The organism is Paenibacillus sp. S150, assembly GCF_019352175.1.
Classification (GTDB): Bacteria; Bacillota; Bacilli; order Paenibacillales; family Paenibacillaceae; genus Paenibacillus_AQ.
Genome location: NZ_JACBYI010000057.1, coordinates 1 through 20,271, shown reverse-complemented (window position 1 = coordinate 20,271; position 20,271 = coordinate 1). Strand labels below are relative to the sequence as shown.

General features: G+C 53.4%; 13 protein-coding genes. 11 read left to right on the top strand and 2 right to left on the bottom strand.

Going from position 1 to position 20,271, the window contains the following annotated elements:
• Positions 1–520: 520 nt before the first annotated feature.
• The gene (locus HYD27_RS29375) at positions 521–865 is read right to left on the bottom strand and encodes a winged helix-turn-helix transcriptional regulator (RefSeq protein WP_228745415.1); all 345 of its coding nucleotides are present in this window, start codon (positions 863–865) and stop codon (positions 521–523) included.
• Between the two features lie 168 nt (positions 866–1,033).
• Here HYD27_RS29375 and HYD27_RS29370 point away from each other — a divergent pair, with 168 nt between their 5' ends.
• The 4 genes from HYD27_RS29370 to HYD27_RS29355 all read left to right on the top strand — a co-directional run bounded on the left by HYD27_RS29370 (position 1,034) and on the right by HYD27_RS29355 (position 6,236).
• Positions 1,034–1,972: an aldo/keto reductase family protein gene (locus HYD27_RS29370; RefSeq protein ID WP_219221244.1), complete on the top strand. Its 939-nt coding sequence runs from the start codon at positions 1,034–1,036 to the stop codon at positions 1,970–1,972.
• A 19-nt stretch (positions 1,973–1,991) separates the two neighbouring features.
• A complete protein-coding gene (locus HYD27_RS29365) occupies positions 1,992–3,014 on the top strand; it encodes an SDR family oxidoreductase (protein ID WP_219221243.1) in 1,023 nt (340 codons plus the stop codon).
• Between the two features lie 1,449 nt (positions 3,015–4,463).
• The gene (locus HYD27_RS29360; RefSeq protein ID WP_219221240.1) at positions 4,464–5,123 is read left to right on the top strand and encodes a class I SAM-dependent methyltransferase; all 660 of its coding nucleotides are present in this window, start codon (positions 4,464–4,466) and stop codon (positions 5,121–5,123) included.
• 117 nt (positions 5,124–5,240) lie between these two features.
• Complete coding sequence (locus tag HYD27_RS29355; RefSeq protein WP_483874581.1) at positions 5,241–6,236, top strand: CapA family protein; 996 nt, start codon at positions 5,241–5,243, stop codon at positions 6,234–6,236.
• A gap of 479 nt (positions 6,237–6,715) precedes the next feature.
• Here HYD27_RS29355 and HYD27_RS29350 read toward each other — a convergent pair whose 3' ends face one another.
• On the bottom strand, positions 6,716–7,567 hold the full coding sequence (locus HYD27_RS29350; protein WP_219221238.1) for an AraC family transcriptional regulator: 852 nt from the start codon (positions 7,565–7,567) through the stop codon (positions 6,716–6,718).
• Between the two features lie 112 nt (positions 7,568–7,679).
• Here HYD27_RS29350 and galA point away from each other — a divergent pair, with 112 nt between their 5' ends.
• The 7 genes from galA to HYD27_RS29315 all read left to right on the top strand — a co-directional run bounded on the left by galA (position 7,680) and on the right by HYD27_RS29315 (position 19,836).
• Positions 7,680–10,055 carry a beta-galactosidase GalA gene (gene galA / locus HYD27_RS29345; RefSeq protein ID WP_219221236.1) on the top strand — a complete coding sequence of 792 codons (2,376 nt, stop codon included), beginning with the start codon at positions 7,680–7,682 and terminating at the stop codon, positions 10,053–10,055.
• 141 nt (positions 10,056–10,196) lie between these two features.
• Positions 10,197–11,924, top strand: a complete 1,728-nt coding sequence (locus HYD27_RS29340; RefSeq protein WP_219221267.1) for a sensor histidine kinase — start codon at positions 10,197–10,199, stop codon at positions 11,922–11,924.
• A gap of 15 nt (positions 11,925–11,939) precedes the next feature.
• A complete protein-coding gene (locus tag HYD27_RS29335; protein ID WP_219221234.1) occupies positions 11,940–13,511 on the top strand; it encodes a response regulator in 1,572 nt (523 codons plus the stop codon).
• A gap of 187 nt (positions 13,512–13,698) precedes the next feature.
• The gene (locus HYD27_RS29330; RefSeq protein ID WP_219221232.1) at positions 13,699–14,625 is read left to right on the top strand and encodes an ABC transporter permease; all 927 of its coding nucleotides are present in this window, start codon (positions 13,699–13,701) and stop codon (positions 14,623–14,625) included.
• Between the two features lie 19 nt (positions 14,626–14,644).
• Positions 14,645–15,574, top strand: a complete 930-nt coding sequence (locus HYD27_RS29325; protein ID WP_219221230.1) for a carbohydrate ABC transporter permease — start codon at positions 14,645–14,647, stop codon at positions 15,572–15,574.
• A 64-nt stretch (positions 15,575–15,638) separates the two neighbouring features.
• A complete protein-coding gene (locus tag HYD27_RS29320) occupies positions 15,639–17,219 on the top strand; it encodes an ABC transporter substrate-binding protein (protein ID WP_219221228.1) in 1,581 nt (526 codons plus the stop codon).
• Between the two features lie 256 nt (positions 17,220–17,475).
• The gene (locus tag HYD27_RS29315; protein ID WP_219221226.1) at positions 17,476–19,836 is read left to right on the top strand and encodes a beta-galactosidase; all 2,361 of its coding nucleotides are present in this window, start codon (positions 17,476–17,478) and stop codon (positions 19,834–19,836) included.
• Positions 19,837–20,271 lie beyond the last annotated feature (435 nt).

Here is a 20,271-nt window from a genome sequence, read left to right as displayed (position 1 = left end):
TGGAATGAGTCAATTGTCCGAAGCGGGCAGAGAATTGAATGAAAGCGGGCTGCCTTTTTCCAAAAGACGCCCGCTTTCATATTGTGATTTGCAGAAGTGTTCAGATCCAAGGCTTGTTGATGAATTTAGGCAGAAGCATCCAAAATGCCCATTAATTTGGTAATGGCGGCGTTAATCCATTCAAACGGGATTCCATCCCGTGCTTCTGTAGTTATCCCCTCCAAAAAGGTGCTGAATAACGTGGTTAACATAGCAATATCCGCAGACTCTGCAAGCTCCCGGTCCCTGGCAGCGCGCTCAATGCAAGCCTGAATTCTGCTACTGGTCGCTGCTCCTCGCAGGATCTTTTCCGTGGGCGTTATTTATTCTCCTGCTACTTGCATTTATCGTTGCCTGAAGTGCCAAAAAGCACGCATTCCCTCCACAGTAACGCAAATCACAGGGGAAGTCTTAACTTCGATACCTGTGCGCTTTTTTTTGCTGAGCTCCGGAAAGCGGGCTGAGTACGTCAAAAAGGAAATCAAGTCCACTTCGCCGACCACAGCTTCATTTCCTTCAGAATCTGGTGCAGATCCTCGCCCTTGGGCGTCAGGTTATATTCTACGGTGACCGGGACGGTGGGAAAGACATGGCGCTCCAGCACGCCGTGCTCCTCCAGATGGCGCAGCGTGCTGGTAAGGGCGCGGGGGCTGACACCGGCAATGCTGCGCTGCAGCTCGCCGAACCGCTTGGTGCCGTTGAACAGCTCGCGCAGAACGAGAAAGGCCCACTTCCCGCCGAGCACCTCCAGTGTTTTTTCTATATTGCATTCGATAAATACAGGGTTTTTGGGGATATAATTACTGGCAGATTCTACTGATTTCAAGGAACTTCCTCCTTTTCTGCAGCCGCTATACTTGAGTATAGCAACTATACAGGGAATCATATAATAAACTATTTTTCACTTCTTTCTATTATATACAAACTATTCTAAAATGAACATGAAGTGATAGCAACCGGCAGCAGAGCCGGATATAGAGAGGAGCAAATCAAGATGAAATACCGCAGACTGGGTGGAACCGGACTTAAGGTGAGTGAAATCAGCTTGGGAAGCTGGCTGACTTATGGAGGTTATGTGGAACGGGACAATGCTGTCAAAGCCATTGAAACCGCTTACGGATTAGGCGTTAATTTCTTTGATACAGCGAATGTCTACGAAAAAGGCGCCGCTGAAAAGGTGCTGGGCGAAACCCTGCGCGGCTATCCCCGCGAGTCTTATGTGCTGGCTACCAAAGTGTACGGCGTCATGGGAGACGGTCCCAACGACCGCGGATTATCCCGCAAGCATATTACGGAGCAGTGCCATGCCAGCCTGAAGCGGCTTGGAGAAGATTACGTGGATCTCCTGTATTGCCACCGTTATGATCCTGAGACACCTATTGAGGAAACCCTGCGGGCGCTGGATGATCTGGTCCGCCAGGGCAAGGTGCTCTATGTAGGGGTAAGTGAATGGACGGCGGCACAAATGGCGGAGGCGCTGGCGGTCGCCGACCGGTATCTGCTGGACCACATTGTCGTTAATCAGCCGATTTACAATATGTTCGAGCGTTATATCGAAAAAGAAATTATTCCGCTGGGACAGCGCAAAGGCATCGGTCAGGTTGTATTCTCACCGCTGGCGCAAGGCCTGCTGACCGGGAAGTACAGCTCGGTCTCCGACATCCCGGAGGACAGCCGCGCAGCGAAGCTGGATTGGATGCGCAAGGGAATCACCGAGGATAGAATCGCCAAGGTCCGCGAGCTGAGCACGATTGCCGCTGATCTGAATATCTCTGTAGGCAATCTGGCCCTGGCCTGGATTCTGCGCCAGCCGAATGTTGCAAGCGCCCTTGTCGGGGCAAGCCGTCCGCAGCAGGTCGAAGAGAATGTCCAGGCATCGGGCATTGAGCTCTCCGAGGATGTTCTGACAGCAATTGAAGCCATAATCAGCTAAACCAGGAGGAGGGCTGCAGATGAAGGTGTTATTTATCGGCGGTACGGGACTGATCAGCGAGGCTGTCTCCAAGCTTGCTGTGGAGCGCGGCATTCAGCTGTATCTGTTCAACCGCGGCCAGCGGAACGAATTCGTGCCGGAGGGCGCGCAGGTGCTGCGCGGCGATATCCGTAATCCGGCAGAAGCGGCAGAGGCGCTGAAAGATTATGAGTTCGATGCTGTGGTGGACTGGATCGCTTTTACCCCGGAGCATGTGCGCAGCGACATTGACTTGTTCACGGGCAAAACGAAGCAGTATATCTTCATCAGCTCCGCTTCGGCCTATCAGAAGCCGCAGCAGAATTACCTGATTACCGAAGAAACACCGCTGGAGAATCCATACTGGCAGTATTCCCGTGACAAAATTGCCTGTGAGCAGCTGCTGCTGGATGCCCATCGCAATAGCGGTTTTCCGGTTACCATTGTCCGCCCCTCGCATACTTATGGGGATACGGCGATTCCGGCAGCCTTAACGAGCTGGGCGCATCCGTGGTCGCTCATCGACCGTATCCGCAAAGGGCTGCCTATCGTAATTCACGGAGATGGAACCTCGCTGTGGACGCTGACCCACAATACCGATTTTGCCAAAGGCTTTATTGGCCTGCTGGGGAATCCCGAGACCATCGGAGAAGCGGTCCATATCACCTCCGACGAGTCGCTGAACTGGAATCAGATTTATGCTGCAATCGGGCAAGCTGCGGGTAAAGATCCGCAGGTTGTGCATATCTCCACCGACTTTATCGCGGCCTTTGCTCCGCCGGGAACGGCGGACGGGCTGATCGGGGACCAGGCGGTAAGCAGTGTATTCGACAACAGCAAGCTTAAGCGCCTGGTGCCGGATTTTGCGGCAACCGTTCCTTTTGCCGAAGGGGTCAAGCGGTCGGTGGCCTGGTTCGAGCAGCATCCGGAGCTGTGCACTGCAGACTCTGAATGGGGAGCCTTGCTGGATAACCTGATTGCGAAGCATGGGGTTGAAGCGAAGCCGCTCTCCTTTTACGTGTGAGGCCTGTCTAAATTGAAATATCGTCCGGATTATTGGCTGTTCCATCCTTATAGAGGACGGGGCGGCCTTTTTTTCAAAATATAATTTATATCCGTTGCACATTAAATGATCCTTCTATTTCCGGCTGGAACTCTCCGTCCCTTATAAGGACGGCGAAGCCGTTTCTGCTTGAAAGATAAGAATTTATCCTGAATTTCGAAAGTAAGTATCCACAAATCATCTAAAAAGCTCTACACGAAGGGATGTCTTGCTACAAACAGCTTGCACCCAATGGGTGAAGGAAAAAGAGGGGTTATCCCTTGTCTGATCTGGATGGGTTCAATTCACTTTCGGAATTCAGGTTTATATGTTTCACGCTATAAATTAGCCTTATCTTTCTCACTGAAACGGATACCGTCCTTATGAGGACGGTATCCGTTTCCACTTGCGCTTTGGAGTGGACGGCTCCGCGAACGGAGCGCTGTCCGGGTCGCTGTGCTCTCCAGATTAATTTCATTCCCCTTAGGAGCTGCGAGGAAATTAGTAGCCGCTTTTGTTGACAAAATCTCCACGGTTTTGGGAGTTTTGTCAACAATGTAGCGGTACTTTATTTCGTCGCAGTCTCTTAGCGGTGAAAATCCGGAGACCCGGGCGGCCGCTGCCGCTGTTCCGCGGGTCCGTCCGCTTCGCTGTTTAAGCGGGAGGCGGTTCTGTAATCTTTAAAAAACACAATAAAGAAACTTAATGTATATGAATGGAACCGGCGAACCTGAACAAGCTGATGGAACGCAAGGGAGAGATTCATAGGGGACTGAAGCGAAGTGGAAAAAGTAACACTAATGGGCTGGGATTTTGGATTTAACGGGTTTTAGTGGGATTTTGTACACTTCATGGAGGCCCACTCCCTCCATACAGCTGATTTCAGCCGAATTAGGTATACTTTTTCCCACTAGGGATGATCCAGTCTCCGAATGCGGTGGATTAGTGATCCTTTTTACCACTAAAATGGCTGCCCTTTGGATGAATGGTTCAAGTTCATCTTAATGTAGGCGTATTCCTCTATAAGGGAGAGAACCGGAACGATTAGGGTTCCTTTTTCCCGCTAACCCTTGCGAAAAAGCGGCTGGGGGAATATGAGGTGACCGTTTCCACTTGAAAGATCAGAATTAATCCTGAATTTCGAAAGCAAGTATCCACAAATCCTCTAAAAAGCTCTACACGAAGGGATTTATTGCTAAAAACAGCTTGCATTAAATGGATGAAGGAAAAAGAGGGGTTATCCCTTGTCCGATCTGGATTTGTTCAATTCACTTTCGAAATTCAGGTTTATATGTTTTGGGGGAAGCGAAGCTTATCCCTTATTTGTTCATAAAAACGCTTACCGGGCAGGCCGGTGTAAGGTTATGGCATGAAACGGGGATTCCTGAATATACTCTCACTACCGAATTTCCTCTAAAAGGAGTCCTGGCCATGCCAACACATCCGTATGTCTCCCGTTTTTTTGTGAATGCCGATGCCCGACGCGAGAAGCTGATTTATGATTTGCCGGAAGCCTGGTGGAGCCGGCCTTATGAATATGAATGGTGTACAAATTTTGTGTCGCCGCATGATGTGGTGCTGGATGCTGCCTGCGGAATTTCCCATCCCCTCAAGTTCTACCTCGCCGGCTACAGTGCGGAGGTTCACGCTTGTGATATCGATGCGCGCATCCTGTCGCGGGCTGCCATTATGCAGGAGATTGCCGACGATATCGGAGAGGAAGCGGCCCGGCTGGTCCATGCCAGACAGACACCCCGGCTTCATCTGGCCCAGGCCAATCTGACTGCACTGCCATACGCGGATGAGAGCTTTGATACGATTTTCTGCATCTCGGTCCTGGAGCATTTGTCACTGGAGGATTCTGTCCGGGCCGTGAGAGAGTTTCACCGTACGCTGAACGGAGAGGGACTGCTCGTGCTGACCTTTGATTATCCGACCGTTAATCTGCTGCGGATGAACGAAGTGCTGCTGCAGGCCGGATTCGAGTATTGGGGCGAGACAAACTTCAAGCTTCCGGCGGATGCCGTGCGTACAGAGCAGTACGGCGGGCTGAACTGCTTCCGGGCGGTGCTCAAGAAGGCAAGGGGGTAGCCTGCTGATACCCTTTATTTGGACTTCTTCCTCTATTATAGTAAAATAATTGCAGGTCTGACGAATAGAGAGGGGTCCAAAATTTTGCGCAGATTTGCAGTCATCGCTGTGATACTACTGCTGCTGATTCCGGCACCGGCGGCTTTCAGTCAAAGTGCTCCCGCCAAGGGGAACATTAACCTTGCTTTTGCCGGAGATATTTTGCTGGATGGATTTGTCGGCGATCAGATCGCCAAATACGGCGTCAACTTTCCGTTTGCCAAGGTGGCGCCCGTTCTGAAGCAGGCGGATATCGCCTTTGCCAATCTGGAGACACCGGTATCGGTCAGAGGGAAGGCGGCGGAGAAGACCTTTGCGTTCCGTTCCAAGCCTTCGTCTCTTGCGGGGCTGAACTATGCGGGGATCGACGGCGTCACCTTGGCCAATAATCATATCTTGGATTTTGGACAGGAGGCTATGCTGGACACGCTTGTACATCTTGACAGATACAAGATCGGGCATACCGGAGCGGGCAAGAGCATCAGTGAGGCTTTTACACCCTATACCCAAACGGTAAAGGGCAAAAAGATCGCTATACTCGGTGTAAGCCGCGTGCTCTCCAGCCCTTCCTGGTATGCGGGTACTGACCATCCCGGCGCAGCTTCGGCCTATACGACCGGGCCGCTGCTGGGAGCAATCAAGAAATCGGCCAGAGACAATGATTATACCATTGTGTACATCCACTGGAACAACGAGTTTAAGGACTATCCCGAGAATTATGCCCGTACGCTGGCGAAGCAGATGATCGACAGCGGTGCCGATATCATTATCGGCGCGCACAGCCACTGCCTGATGGGGATCGAGTACTACAAGCATAAGCCAATCTATTATTCGCTGGGCAATTTTGTGTTCAACCGCTCCACACGCGGCGGCGACAAGACTACTCACTCCATGCTGGTCCATTTTGAGATCAGCAATGCCGGTGTGGCCGGCAGAATTACTCCGGTCAGGCTTATCGGCGGACAGCCCAATTTTATGGGTGAAGCCTACAATAAAGAGACCATCGGGCGGATGAACCAGCTCTCGTTCAATGCCAAAATTGCCGCGGACGGAAAGGTCAGCGAGAAGCTGTGAAGGGAGCGCGTCTGAACCGGGGCTCTGGACGTAACGACACTGAAGGTAACGATGCTGAACGTAACTATGCTGAAGGTAACGACTGAACGAAACACTACGGAACAGAATACCTGAATAAGCTACTAATGAATGGAGCACTTGAACGGAATAAATGAATTAAACACCAGGAATACTTGGAACCCCACTGAGAACCCCACTGAACGTGAACGTAAATTACGGAACGTAAGCCACAGAACAGAGCAGCTGAAAGAAATAGAACGTAGGGTTCCAAGTCTGGGCGATGAGCTTGATCATCGCTTGGGCTTTTTTGTTGTACAAGCAAGGAGCGGCACAAGTGCCCTTGAATACGGCGCAGGCGGGCAAAGAGTTGAAATGAAGGGCACAAGTGCTCCTGAATACGGCGCAAATAGACAAAATGCGAAGGACGGGAAGGTCAGACAGGCCTTTCCATCTCCGCCAAACCCGGTTTCAAGTGTGTGTCAGAAACGAGCCGTGCTCCATAGCTTCTCCCGGTAGGCTCCGGGGGATGTCCCGTAGGCCTTTTTGAAGGCACGGATGAAATAATTGGGCTCCAGTCCCAGGCGGCCGGCGATTTCTTTGACCGGCATGTCCCGGTGCTCCTCCAGCCACTTCACGGCCTGGTTCAGCCGCAGGCCCTGTAAATAAGCATGGGGGGTAATGCCGTAGGCCTCACGGAAGAGCCGCATGAAATGCTGCACCGAATAGCCCACAACATGGGCAATGTTGGACATCTGCAGGGTTTCGGTGAGGTGCTCCTGCATATAACCCGCCGCGCGCCGCAAGGCCTCTTCCGCAGGGCTGCTTCCCGGAAGGGAAACCGGAGCTGCGGGCAGGTCGGCCAGATCCGACAGGAGCAGAATGAATTCATAGAGTCTGCCGGAGATGTACGGGGCCTGGGACGGCTCCGCTTGGTCTGCTAGCTCCCAGAGCAGTCTCAGCGGGTTCATCAGCGACTGCGTGTTCTTCAGGGAGACCGCTGCGCCGAACGGCAAGCCGCAGCCGATGACCAGCTCTTCCGCAATCCTGCCCTTGAACCCGATATAGCCGACCAGCCAAGGCGCTCCGGGCAGCGGGTAATACTCGTGCGGCTGCCCGGTTGGCAGGATCATTGCCTGTCCCGCTTCCAGGGTCAGGCTTCTTCCATCCTTGAAGCGGACGCGGCCTTTGCCTGCGAATACAATGAAGCACTGCGGCACAAGATAGCCGGACGGGCGGGAGATGGGATGCTGGGCATGGCAACCGATATTGTACAGCGCGAGCGGCAGCCTCGGGTTCAGAGCATCCGAAGACAGGCGAAAAGGAAGCGGCATGGAGTTATCCCTCACATTCAGATTGTGCTATTCAATAGTGGCATTGTGCTAACGATATGATGATAATCTAATCTACAATATCAATATAGTCCAGCAAGGAGGCGGTCGCAAGGTGAGTAGCGGAGCAGGGAGAAGCAGAAGCCGGTTTGATGCAGATTGGAGCTTTTATAAAGGGGATATCGACATTCCTCATGCGGTGAAGGCCGGAATGACGGGCGGGATTACGGACTGCGGTTCCTTGCAGGAGGGGGATTGGCTGGATATCGCTTTTAACGATAAAGGGATGGGCCATCGGCAGCTGGAATGGAAGCCTGTCAGCCTGCCGCATGACTGGTGTGTGGAGCAGCAGTATGTGCAAGACGCCTCACTGGGTTCAAGAGATGGCAGCCACGGGTATTTGCCGGGCGGAACCGGTTTTTACCGCAAAAGCTTTGTTCTGCCGGCAGAAGGTGCAGAGCGCAAATGGACGGTAGCCTTCGGCGGAGTGTCGGGCCTCAGCTCGGTGTGGGTCAACGGACACTTCATCGGTGAGCACCGGGGAGGCTACATCGGATTCTCATATGATCTGACGGATGTGCTCCGCTACGGCGGGGAGGGCAAGAATGTCATACTGGTAAAGGTGGATGCGCGGGAGAACGAGGGCTGGTGGTATGAGGGCTGCGGTATCTACCGCCATGTCTGGCTGGAGCAGACCGGCCGGCTGCATGTGGCAGAGTACGGAACCTATATCACCACCCCGGAAGTAGCGCCGCAGCAGGCCGTGGTGCAGATCAACACCCGCATCTGCAATGAGTATACAGAAGGCCGGGCGGCCTCGCTGCACACGGAAATATATGATGCTGCCGGAGGGCGGGTCTGTGCTGAAACGGTACAAGCTTATGCCGCTGGGTACGGCGAGACGGAGCTGGAGCAGAGCTTTAAGCTGGAGCAGCCGGTCTTATGGTCTCCTGAAACGCCGTATCTCTATAAGGCCGTGTCCATCCTGAAGAATGACGGTATAGAGGTGGACCGGTATGAGACGGCGTTCGGTATCCGCAGTATCCGCTTCGATGCGGAGGAAGGCTTTTTCCTGAACGGAGAACCGCTGCTGATCAAAGGCACCTGCAACCATCAGGATTTCGCCGGTGTGGGTGTGGCGCTGCCGGACAGCCTGATTGAATACAAGCTGCGGCTGCTGAAGGAAATGGGCTCCAATGCCTACCGCAGTGCGCACCATCCGCCAACCCCCGAGCTGCTGGATCTCTGCGACCGGCTCGGATTGCTGGTGATGGATGAGAACCGCAAGCTCGACAGCAGTCCGGGTGGCCTGTCCCAGCTGAAGCGGATGCTCTACCGGGACCGCAATCACCCCTCGGTGATCATCTGGAACCTGGAGAACGAGGAGGTTCTGGAGGGAACGGTGACCGGCAGGCGCATTCTGAAGACCCTGGCGGATACGGTGAGAAAAATCGATCCCACGCGCCCAACCTCGGCAGCCATGAACCACGGCTGGTATGAGAATGGATACAATGAGGCTGTGGATATTACAGGCTACAATTATGGACACCGGGATCACCTGGATATCCGGGACCATGAGCGGCATCCGGAGCGGCTTATGATCGGCAGCGAATGCGCCAGCTATACCGTGACCCGGGGAATCTACGAGGATGATCCGGTACGCGGCTACTGCTCCGAATATGGCACGAATGTACCATCGTGGGGCTGCAGCCCGCAGCAGGCTTGGCGCGATGCAGCGGAGAACCGTTTTCTTACGGGCGTGTTCATGTGGACCGGGTTCGACTACCGGGGAGAGCCGACTCCTTATCTGTGGCCGTGCGTGAACTCGCATTTCGGGCTGATGGATACCTGCGGCTTCCCCAAGGACAGCTATTATTATATGCAGGCGGTCTGGAAGGACGAGCCGATGATTCATCTGCTGCCGCATTGGAACTGGCCGGGGTCGGAGGGCAAGCCCATTGAGGTACGGGTGTTCTCCAATACGGATACGGCCGAGCTGATCCTGAACGGAACAAGCCTGGGTGAACAGAAGGTGAACCGGACCGGGTATCTGTCCTGGGAGGTGGTCTATGAGCCGGGCGAATTAAAGGCTGTAGGCCGGAGCGGAGGACGTATTGCTGCCGAAAAAACCGCCGTCACGCCAGGTAAGCCAGCCCGGATTCGCCTGTACCCGGACCGGCTGACGGGTGAAGCGGACGGCTCGGATACGATTCCGGTCCGCGTGGCGGTTGTGGACGAACACGGGCACGTTGTTCCGGCAGCGGATAATGAAATCTGCTTCGAAGTGGAGGGGGCAGGCATACTTCTCGGCGTGGGAAACGGCAACCCGAGCAGCCATGAACCGGATAAGGCAGCTGTGCGCCGGGTGTTTAGCGGCTGGTGCCTGGCTCTGATTCAGGCTGCCGCCGCACCGGGTCCGGTAACAGTGCGGGCTGCATCCACGGGGCTTGCAGCGGCAGAGGTAGTTCTGCACATTTCAGCGGTTTCTTGATTAGAGATTGAACTTATAGGCTGTCAATTTCGGGGGAGCCGGGAGGAAGTCCTGCGCTTTTGCCGCTGCCTATTTATTTCCGGACAAGGGAACGTTAATATAGACATACCGAAATCCATATAAAAGGATGTTTCGCAAGTGATGCCCAAGCTGAAGAAATATATGCCTTTTACCTACAAAATGATGATTCCCTATCTGCTGCTGGTGCTGCTGACCGATGTGTCCATCGGCTATATCTCCTATTCCATGCTGACCGATTCGCGGACGGAGATGGCCGAGTCGAACATCCGGACAGGAATGGAGCAGGCCAGGAACAATATCCGCTATCAGATGGATGAGATTCAGCGGATGTCGGACAACCTGTTCGGAAGCCAGCCCTTTCAGCGTGCGCTTGAACTGAAGGGGACTCCGTTTGAAATTTATCTGGCTATGCTCGATGAGATCATTCCCCAGATTACCGCACCGCTGCAGCTGTTCGGAAACAAAATACGCTTCATGCTCTATACCCCGAACAGTGACCTCAACATTGTATCCGGGGACAATCTGGATGAGCCGATTTATGACAGCGATTATTACATATTGCCTTTTAAGGATATCACCGGAAGCGAGTGGTACCAGTCCCTCAAGGATTCGAAACGGGATAACCTCTGGCTGCAGATTGATACGGACCCGAAGCTGGACAACATTTCCCATGTCCGCAGACTGGTCAACTTCAGTGATTATAAAACCGTGATCGGCTATGTGCGCATCACCGTGTCCCTGGAGGATTTGTTCGGCGGATTTGACACCTTCCCCTTGGAGGAGGGAATCACCCTCCGGCTTGTGGAAGAGACCGGTGGCGAAATCCTGTTCCAGCGCGGCATGGCGGATTATGAGGAGGGCGGCAGGGATTTTCTCATTCTGCATGAAAAGATCCCCGGCAGCAGCTTCGTGATCGAATCTCTGGTGCCCTATACGTATCTGACGCAGGATGCGGGGAGGCTGCGCCGGGTGATTTTTGCCGTGTGCGCAGTCAGCTTCCTGGTGATGACGGTTATCGGATACGGGGTCGCACGGATTTCAGGCCGCAAAATGAGCCGGATCGTGGGGCTGGTGCGTGCTTTTCAGGAAGGAAATTTCCAGAAGCGGATACGCTTCTCCGGCAATGATGAATTTGTGCAGATCGCCGATTCGTTCAATGTGATGGCGACCAATATTCAGGAGCTGATCAACAGCGTGTACGTGCAGGGCATCCAGAAGAAGCAGGCGGAGCTGGAAGCGCTGCAGGCGCAGATTAATCCGCATTTCCTGTACAATACACTCTCCACGATAAGCAGTCTGGCGAATCTCGGCGAGATCGGCAAGGTCACCGAAATGGTGCAAGGGCTTTCGCGGTTCTACCGGCTGACGCTGAATCAGGGCAATGTCTACATTGCACTGGAGAAGGAGCTTGAGCAGGTCGCCACCTATCTTGAAATCCAGCGGGTGAAATATGCGGATGCGTTCACCGTCTACATGGATGTAGACGAGGAGGTTCTGCAGATGCAGGTGATCAAGCTGGTGCTGCAGCCGTTTGTGGAGAATATTTTCAAGCATGCGTGGTTTGGCGAGACGATTGCCATCCGCCTGACCGGCAGACGGGCGGGCGGCAACATTGAGCTGAAAGTCATCGACAACGGAATCGGCATGCGTCCCGGAGACATCCAGAAAATGATGCAGGGCAAGGGCCAGGCCGGCGGCTACGGGGTAAAGAACGTAAATGAGCGGATTAAGCTGAGATACGGAGACGAATACGGGGTTACCATAGCCAGCTTCTTTGGGGCTGGAACAACCGTTCAGCTCCTGCTTCCCGCCGGGCTCCAGGACAGCGGGGATATGGATGAGAGCTAGGAGGAATTTATCGATATGAGCATCAACGTACTGCTGGTAGATGATGAAGCTGTTGATCTGGAATGGCTGCGGCGAAGAGTGCTCGCCAGCGGATTGGATATTGCAGTAGTGGGAACGGCGAGCAGCGGCTTCAATGCGCTCAAGATCATGGAGGAAGAACGGATTGATATCATTCTGTCCGATATCCGGATGCCGATTATGACCGGGACGGAATTTGCGCGCAGGGCAAAGGTTATCAACCCCAAGACCAAAATTGTGTTCATCAGCGGCCATGAGGACTTCAGCTACGCCAAAGAGGCGATAGAGATCAATGCTTCCGGTTATCTGCTCAAACCTGTAGAAGACAGGGATTTGTATGGGATGCTGGGCTCCCTGTGCGCCCAAATGGAGCAGGAGAGAGAACAGGACCGCTCCTTCAGCGAAGCCTTGTCGCTTGTGAACAAGGAGCTCCTGCTGCGCTGGTTCGAGGAAGCTTCTTCTGAATATGCTGAACCGCATCTCCGCAGTATTCTGAATCCGCTGTTGCAGAAGGGCGCAGCGGCAGCGATTGTGGAAATTGATGATCTGGAATGGAAAATGCGGGGCCTGTCCGAAGAAGAAACCCGGGGGATCACCAAACAAATAGCCGGAATCATCAAGGCCTTTGTCGCGGATGTCAAGCTGGGAACCTTGCTGGCCGTTCATCATACCCGCTTTGTCATTCTGGCCACGCTTGCGCAGGACAGCTTCCTGAGCCAGCTGGAGGAGCTTATCCGCAAGGTGGCGGAGACCTCTCCTTGTACGGTGACCGTGGGCGTTGGACGTTATGCCCAGGAAGAGGCAGGGCTGCATGAATCCTATCAGCAGGCGCAGGCAGCGCTGAGTGCCAAATGGCTGCTCGGCAAGAACCGCCTGATCCGCGATACGACAGAGTCTTCGCCCCGGGGAACTCCGGGGGCACGCATTGAACAAACGGTGGAACTGCTGCTGGAGGCCATTATCCAGTATGATCTGGTGGCGATTGACGATCATCTGCTGGAGCTGTTCACGAAGGACCTGCCGGCTGCCGGCAAAAAGGATGTCTACGAGCTGATTATCCGCATCACCTCCAAGCTGCATGCGGATCTTCAGCAGCAGAACGAGAATCTGTATGAGCTGCTCCAGTGGGAATCCCATCAGCCGGATATTCTGTTCCAGTTCGAAACCATCCATGACATCCTGTCCTGGCTCAGACGCAGATTCTTCGAGCTGTCGGAGCTGCTGTATGTGAAGCGGCAGCGGCAGAAGCGCAAGCTGATCGATGAGATTATGCGTTATGTGGAGGAGAATCTGGAGAAGAAGATTACCTTAAAAGAGGTGGCTGCCCACTTCGACTTTACGCCGAATTACTTGGGCTATCTGTTCAAGGAGGAATACGGGCTGCCCTTCAGCGAGTATGTCAACGAGCGCAAGACCAGCCGGGTATCCGAGCTGCTCAGCGATCCGACCCTCAAAATATATGAGATCGCCGAACGCATGGGCTACAAGAACATTATCTATTTCAACCGGCAGTTTAAGCAGATCACCGGCATGACGCCGGGAGAGTACCGCAAAAAGCATAAAATATAGCCAGTCAAACGTTGCCCGGGCCGATTTTCAGGCCGCTGGCAATTTTTTTTGCCTTTTGGGAAAGCCTATGCTTTAACCGATCGTTGAAAAAGTATTACTTTTAGTTGATAGGCCTAATCCACAGCAAGTAAGCGCTTCTTTATAATAAGGCTATAGAGAAATAGCGACTGGGAAAGGGGACTGGAGAATGAAACAGAAACAACATGGATTCTGGGATGATGTGAAGAAGTATAGAGCCCTGCTCCTTATGCTGACACCGGCAGTATTGTTTTTCCTGCTGTTTGCCTATGTGCCCATGGCGGGAATTGTACTGGCGTTTAAGCAATTCAATTATACCGGCGGGGTCTTCGGCAGCCCGTGGAACGGACTGGACAACTTCAAATTCTTCTTTGATTCCGGTGACGCCTGGCGGGTAACACGAAATACGGCGTTGTACAATATCGCATTTATTGTTGTAAACAACGTGCTCCAGATCTTTGCGGGCATCCTGCTGTTCGAGGTGGCGGGCAAATGGTTCCGCAAGATTACACAAACGGTATTGTTCCTGCCTTACTTCATTTCCTGGGTTGTGGTCGGAGCCATTGCCTACAACCTGTTCAACTTCGACGTGGGTACTATCAACGTATTGCTGAAGGGACTGGGCATGCAGCCGGTTGACATCTACAATACTGCCGCTTACTGGCCGGTTATACTCGTGGTCGTGTCTGCCTGGAAGACGCTGGGCTACGGAACCATCATGTATCTGGCCGCAATCACCGGCATCGATACCGAGATGTATGAAGCGGCTGAAATTGACGGAGCGAATATTTTCCAGCGCATTATGAAGATTACGGTTCCTAACCTGATGCCGACAGTAATCATTCTGGTTCTGCTCGCCATCGGCAACATCTTCCGCGGAGATTTCGGGATGTTCTACAACATGGTCGGCAACAATGGGCTGCTCTTCTCATCCACCGACGTTATCGATACCTTCGTGTTCCGCTCGCTGACCACTTCCAACGAAATCGGAATGTCTGCTGCGGCCGGCTTCTATCAATCGCTGCTGGGCTTCGTAACAATCATGCTGGCCAACTATGCGGTACGCAGATACGATAAGGATCGTGCTTTATTCTAGGAAAGGGAGGCAATGCCAGATGAGTTCAACCACTGCAAATGTCAAACCTGCAGCAGTCCGGAGCAAGCGTGCGAACACGGACCGGCTGGTGCTGGCGATCATCGGATACACAACACTTACTATTCTTGCTTTGTTCTGTATTTTCCCCTTCATTCTGGTGGTTTCTTCTTCCCTGAGCGAGGAGAGCACGATTATTGAAAAAGGGTTCCAGATCTTCCCGTCGGCCTTTTCGACAGAAGCCTACAGCTTGCTGTTCAAGTATCCGGCGGATATGCTGAGAGCCTATGGCGTGACCATATCCGTTACTGCCATCGGCACGATTGTTGGATTGTTTCTAACCTCCATGACGGCTTACGTGCTGTCCCGGAGTGATTTTAAATGGCGCAGCCGCTTCTCCTTCTTCTTCTTCTTCACCACATTGTTCAGCGGCGGTCTGGTGCCGTGGTATCTGATGATCGTCAACTACCTGCATCTCAAGGATACGCTTCTGGTGCTGATTCTGCCGATGCTGCTGAACGTGTTCTACATCATTGTCATGAAGTCGTTCATGAGCAGCATTCCCGACGCCATTACCGAATCCGCCAAAATTGACGGAGCGGGCGATTTCCGGATCTTCATGCAGCTGATTGTGCCCTTGTCCAAGCCTGCACTGGCGACCATCGGTCTGTTCATTGCCCTTGCCTACTGGAATGACTGGTACAACGCGCTGCTGTTCATCTCCAAATCGGAGCTTATGCCGCTGCAGTACTATCTCTACAAAATGCTCGGCAACATGGACGGTATGCGGAAGGCAATGATGGCTTCGGGTGCGGTTGTAAATACGGATCTGCCTACCGAAAGCCTGAAGATGGCGATGACCATTGTGGCTACAGGACCTATCCTGCTTGCTTATCCGTTCATTCAGAAATATTTTGTGCAGGGCCTTACCATCGGCGCAGTCAAAGGATGATCTCAGGGCAACCTGGTTATCAATATACAAACCCAATACTATTTGATTAGGGGGAAACACGGTCATGATGAACAAGAAAAAGAAACTCACGGTTATGCTGGCATCGCTGATGATGCTGAGCACCATTCTCAGCGCATGCGGAGGCGGCAACAACAACAATACAGCTGCGGAAGCCACGAATAACGGAGCAGCCGCTACAGAAGGAGCAGCCGCCAATTCCGGCGCTCCCGACACCTCCAAAGAGGTCAAGCTGAAAATGCTGCTGATCGGCGGCCAGCCCGCGGACTACGACAAGGTATTCGGAGAGCTGAATACGAAATTGAAAGAAAAAATCAACGCTACCGTGGAAACAGAATTCCTTGACTGGTCGGACTGGACGCAGAAGTATCCGCTGAAATTTGCAGCAAATGAGGATTTTGACCTCGTGTATACAGCGAACTGGGCCTTCTATAACGATCAGGCGCTCAAGGGCGGCTTCCTGGAGCTGACCGATGATCTGCTGCAAACCTATATGCCGCAGACCTGGGAAGCGATGCCCAAGGTGAACTGGGAGCAGGCGAAGGTTGACGGCAAGCTGTACATGGTTCCCAACAACAATGTTGAGGTTACCGACAAAGTGGTCCTGTACCGCGAGGATCTGCGCAAGAAATACACTCTGCCTGAAATCAACAGCCTCGAATCCTACGCCAATTATTTGAAAACGGTTGCCAAAAATGAAACCGGCATAACCGCATACGGCGCAAAGCCTGCCGACGGCTGGAAATGGCACGAGCTTGACCAGGCTACCCTGGAGCAGAACAACGACTGGAATCTGGTGGATGCCAACCTGGTGCCGCTGGCCTACAAGCTGGATGATGCTACCGGTCAAGTATTCAACATCTATGACACTCCTGAATTCAAAGAACTGCTTATCTATTACAAGGATCTTGCAGACAACGGCGTGTGGTCCAAAAATGTAGTCAGCAACAAAAACGATGTATGGCAGGATATCAAAGCGGAAAAGGTTTCCTCCTATGCCTATAACCTGGGCAGCGTAGCGGCTAATCTCACGGAAATGCGCCGTGATAAACCGGATGTTGAGCTGGGGATTGCGGACATTACTCCGGACAAGAAGAAAATTGCCGCCATTTCGACCCAGAACGGGATGTCTATCCACGCAACCTCGAAGAATGCAGAACGTTCCCTGATGCTGATCGATCTGCTGCAGAACGACAAGGAAATTCACGACTTGACGATGTATGGCATTGCGGGAACCCACTATATTCCTGAAGGGGATGACAAGTACAGTGCAGGTCCTGCGGCTGCCAGCTACACCGGCTTCTCGAACTGGGGCTGGAACTCCCCGCTGAACCGTCAAGATGCGGCTTATCCGGTGGAAGCCGACAACATGTTCAACAGCTGGCAGTCCAGCATCTACCACTTCCCGCTGGAAACCTTCGTCTTCGACTCCACTCCGGTGAAGAACGAAGTGGCGAACATTGGCAACGTGATGCTGCGTTACGCTATTCCTCTGGAATATGGATTGATCGAGGATCTCGATAAAGGTCAGGCAGATCTGATCAAGCAGCTGAAATCGGCTGGCATTGACAAGGTGCAGACTGAAATGCAAACTCAGATTGACGCCTTCCTGGCTGCACAGCAATAATAATAGCAACGGCTTCCGGGCTGCTCCAAGGCATGGCTTTGGGGCAGCCCCTTTTTAAAATAGAATTTATAGGCTTGGCACATTAAATGATCCTTCTATTTCTCGCTGAAACCCCCCGTCCCTTAGAAGGCGGTGAAGCCGTTTCTGAATAAGAATTTATTTATATGTTTTGGGGTCCCCGCAAAGTACCTGAGTCATCATCGAAGCCAAGGCCCCACTTTGTGGGGGTATAAAAAACAAAAAGGAGTGGCATCACATGGTATATCACATTCAGGCGGGCATTGCCCCCAAAGAGATCTATCCGGCGACCTTGCGGCTGGGCGGAACCAACCCCCAGGGGGATCAGATCAGCTTTACGAACTACTATATGGAGCTGAACGGCAAGCCGTATTTTGCCGTCTGCGGCGAATTTCATTATTCCCGTTATCCGGAAGACAGCTGGGAAGCGGAAATCCGCAAGATGAAGATATCCGGAATCAACATTGTGGCCACCTATATTTTCTGGAATCATCATGAGGAGCTCGAAGGCCATTTTGAATGGCAGGGCAACCGGAATTTACGTAAATTTGTGGAGCTGTGCGCCCGGAACGGGCTGTATGTCATCCTTCGTGTGGGACCCTTCTGCCACGGGGAGGTCCGCAACGGCGGGCTGCCGGATTGGCTGTTCGGGCGTTCCTTCGATGTCCGCTCCAATGACGAAGGCTACCTGCAGTATGTGCACCGGCTGTTCCAGGAGATTGGCGCACAGGCATCGGGGCAGATGTTCAAGGATGGAGGGCCTGTGGTCGGCATTCAGCTGGAGAACGAATTCAATGCCGCGGCCGCCCTGTGGGAGCTGACCGCGAAGCAAGGCGATGAATACCTGAGCGGCGGAATCGGGGGCGAGGCGGGGGCCGAACATATGCGCATCCTCAAGCAGTATGCCGTCGATGCGGGAATGGTTGCGCCGGTATACACCAGTACAGGCTGGGGAGCTGCGCCGTTTCTGGAGGATGAGGTGCTTCCGCTGTATGGCGGCTACGCTTATACTCCATGGAGCATCAGCGAGCAGAATCCGGATCAGAAGCCGACACCGGAGTATGTATTCGTGAATTATCATCATGAAGAATCGGAGACAGGAGAATTCGATCCTCCGTACTCCAAGACGAAATATCCGTTTGCCTGCTGTGAGATGGGCGGCGGCATGCAGACCTGGTATTTGTCGCGGTTCCGGGTGGAGCCGGAGAGTGTGATGGCGATGAGCCTGATGAAGATCGGGGGCGGGTGCAATTTTGTCGGCTATTATATGTTCCATGGCGGTACGAATCCGGTGGGAAAGACAGGTTATCTGAATGAGAGCACCACTCCAAGGATCACCTATGATTTCCAGGCCCCGATCGGAGAGTTTGGCCAGGTCCGCGATTCGGCCCATTTGCTGCGGCCGCTGCATTATTTTCTCCGCCGGTTCGCCGGGCGGCTGGCGCCAATGGCTACGGTGCTTCCGCAGGGAGCGGAGGCCATCACCCCTGAAGATGCGCATACGCTGCGGTATGCGGTCCGCACAGACGGCAGCGCCGGATTCCTGTTCGTCAACAACTACCAGGATCATGTGGAGATGGACACGCATAAGGATGTCCGGTTTGCCGTTCAGCTGGCCGGGGAGACGATTGATTTTCCAAGAAAAAGCCGCCTTGCCGTCCGGCGCAACGCCTCGTTCATCCTGCCGTTCAACTTTGCGCTGGACGGGCTGAATCTCCGTTATGCTACGGCCCAGCCGGTGACTGTGGTGGAATCTTCCGCTCTGGCCACGTACTTCTTCTCCATGCCGGAGGGCATAGACGGGGAATTCATGATTGCTGCGGGAGAGGGCATTACGACCCTGTCAGCAGACGCCGGAACAGTGGAGCAGGATGCAGAGGGCAACTACACGGTGCTAATCCCGCATGACCGCTCCGCAATGATCCGGATTGAACAGAAGGGCTCCAGGGAGATCCGCATTTATGCCATGAGTGCCCGGGAAGCCTCCATGCTGTGGGAGCTGGAGGAGGGCGGGCAGCCGCGGCTGATCTTCTCGGAGATTCCGCCTGTTCAGACGGAGGACGGCCTCGAATTCTTCAGCAGCGGGCAGAGCAGCTTCTCCTTCCGGGAATATGCCGGAGGTCCGGCGGCAGCTGCGAAGTGGACAACGGCGGATGCTGGCTGCTCCATCGCGCAGCACAATGATGCGTGGTTCCACAGCTATGAAGTGAAGCTGCCGGCGAAGGAAATCCGGCTGGAGACCCGGAAGATCCACGACCACAAAATCGCGCTTCACCTCGCTCCCGGCACACTGGATGGAGCCGAAGAAGTGCTGCTGAGCATCGATTACACTGGAAACGTAGGCTATGCCTTCTCCGGCGGCGAGCTGTTCCATGATCATTTCCATAACGGTGCTCCCTGGGAGATCGGCTTGTCCCGCTTCAGGGATACGATCCGCAGCGGGGAGATCATTCTGGAAACTACGCCGCTGCGGACAGGAGTAACAACCGTGGCTGCCGATGCCGCCATGGCGGTCGAAAAGCAGTTTACCGGCGAAGCAACGGCTGTGTTCCGCAGCGTTACGGCTGTTCCGGTGTACCGGGTGGGATTAACGAAATGAACGAACGCTGCTAACGAACGAACAAACGAACAAACGAACAAACGAACAAACGAACAAACGAACGAACGAAAAGAACCTTAGAAGCGTGGCGAAAAAGTGGCCGGAGAGCCGATAGGGAGCCCAAACAGCGATAGCGGTCGCCTTTGTAGCCGGATTTCCCCCTATGGGGTTACAAAATCCAAAAAAACTGGCTACAACAGCGAGTGGAAACCTCTAACTGGCCGTAGGCCACGACAAAATCACCACACTTTTAGAAATTAGCGCGGACGAGGAGGGGACGATGCGACCGAGAGGAAGAGAGCTAAAGAGTTAAGTTATGATGAACGAAAGGCAGCCCCTGTTCGCACACCGTAGGTTAAAATGGAAGTGGAAACCATTTCAGAGCTACATGCGAAAGGAGCTGTTACTATGAAGAATACCATAAAATACGTCGGT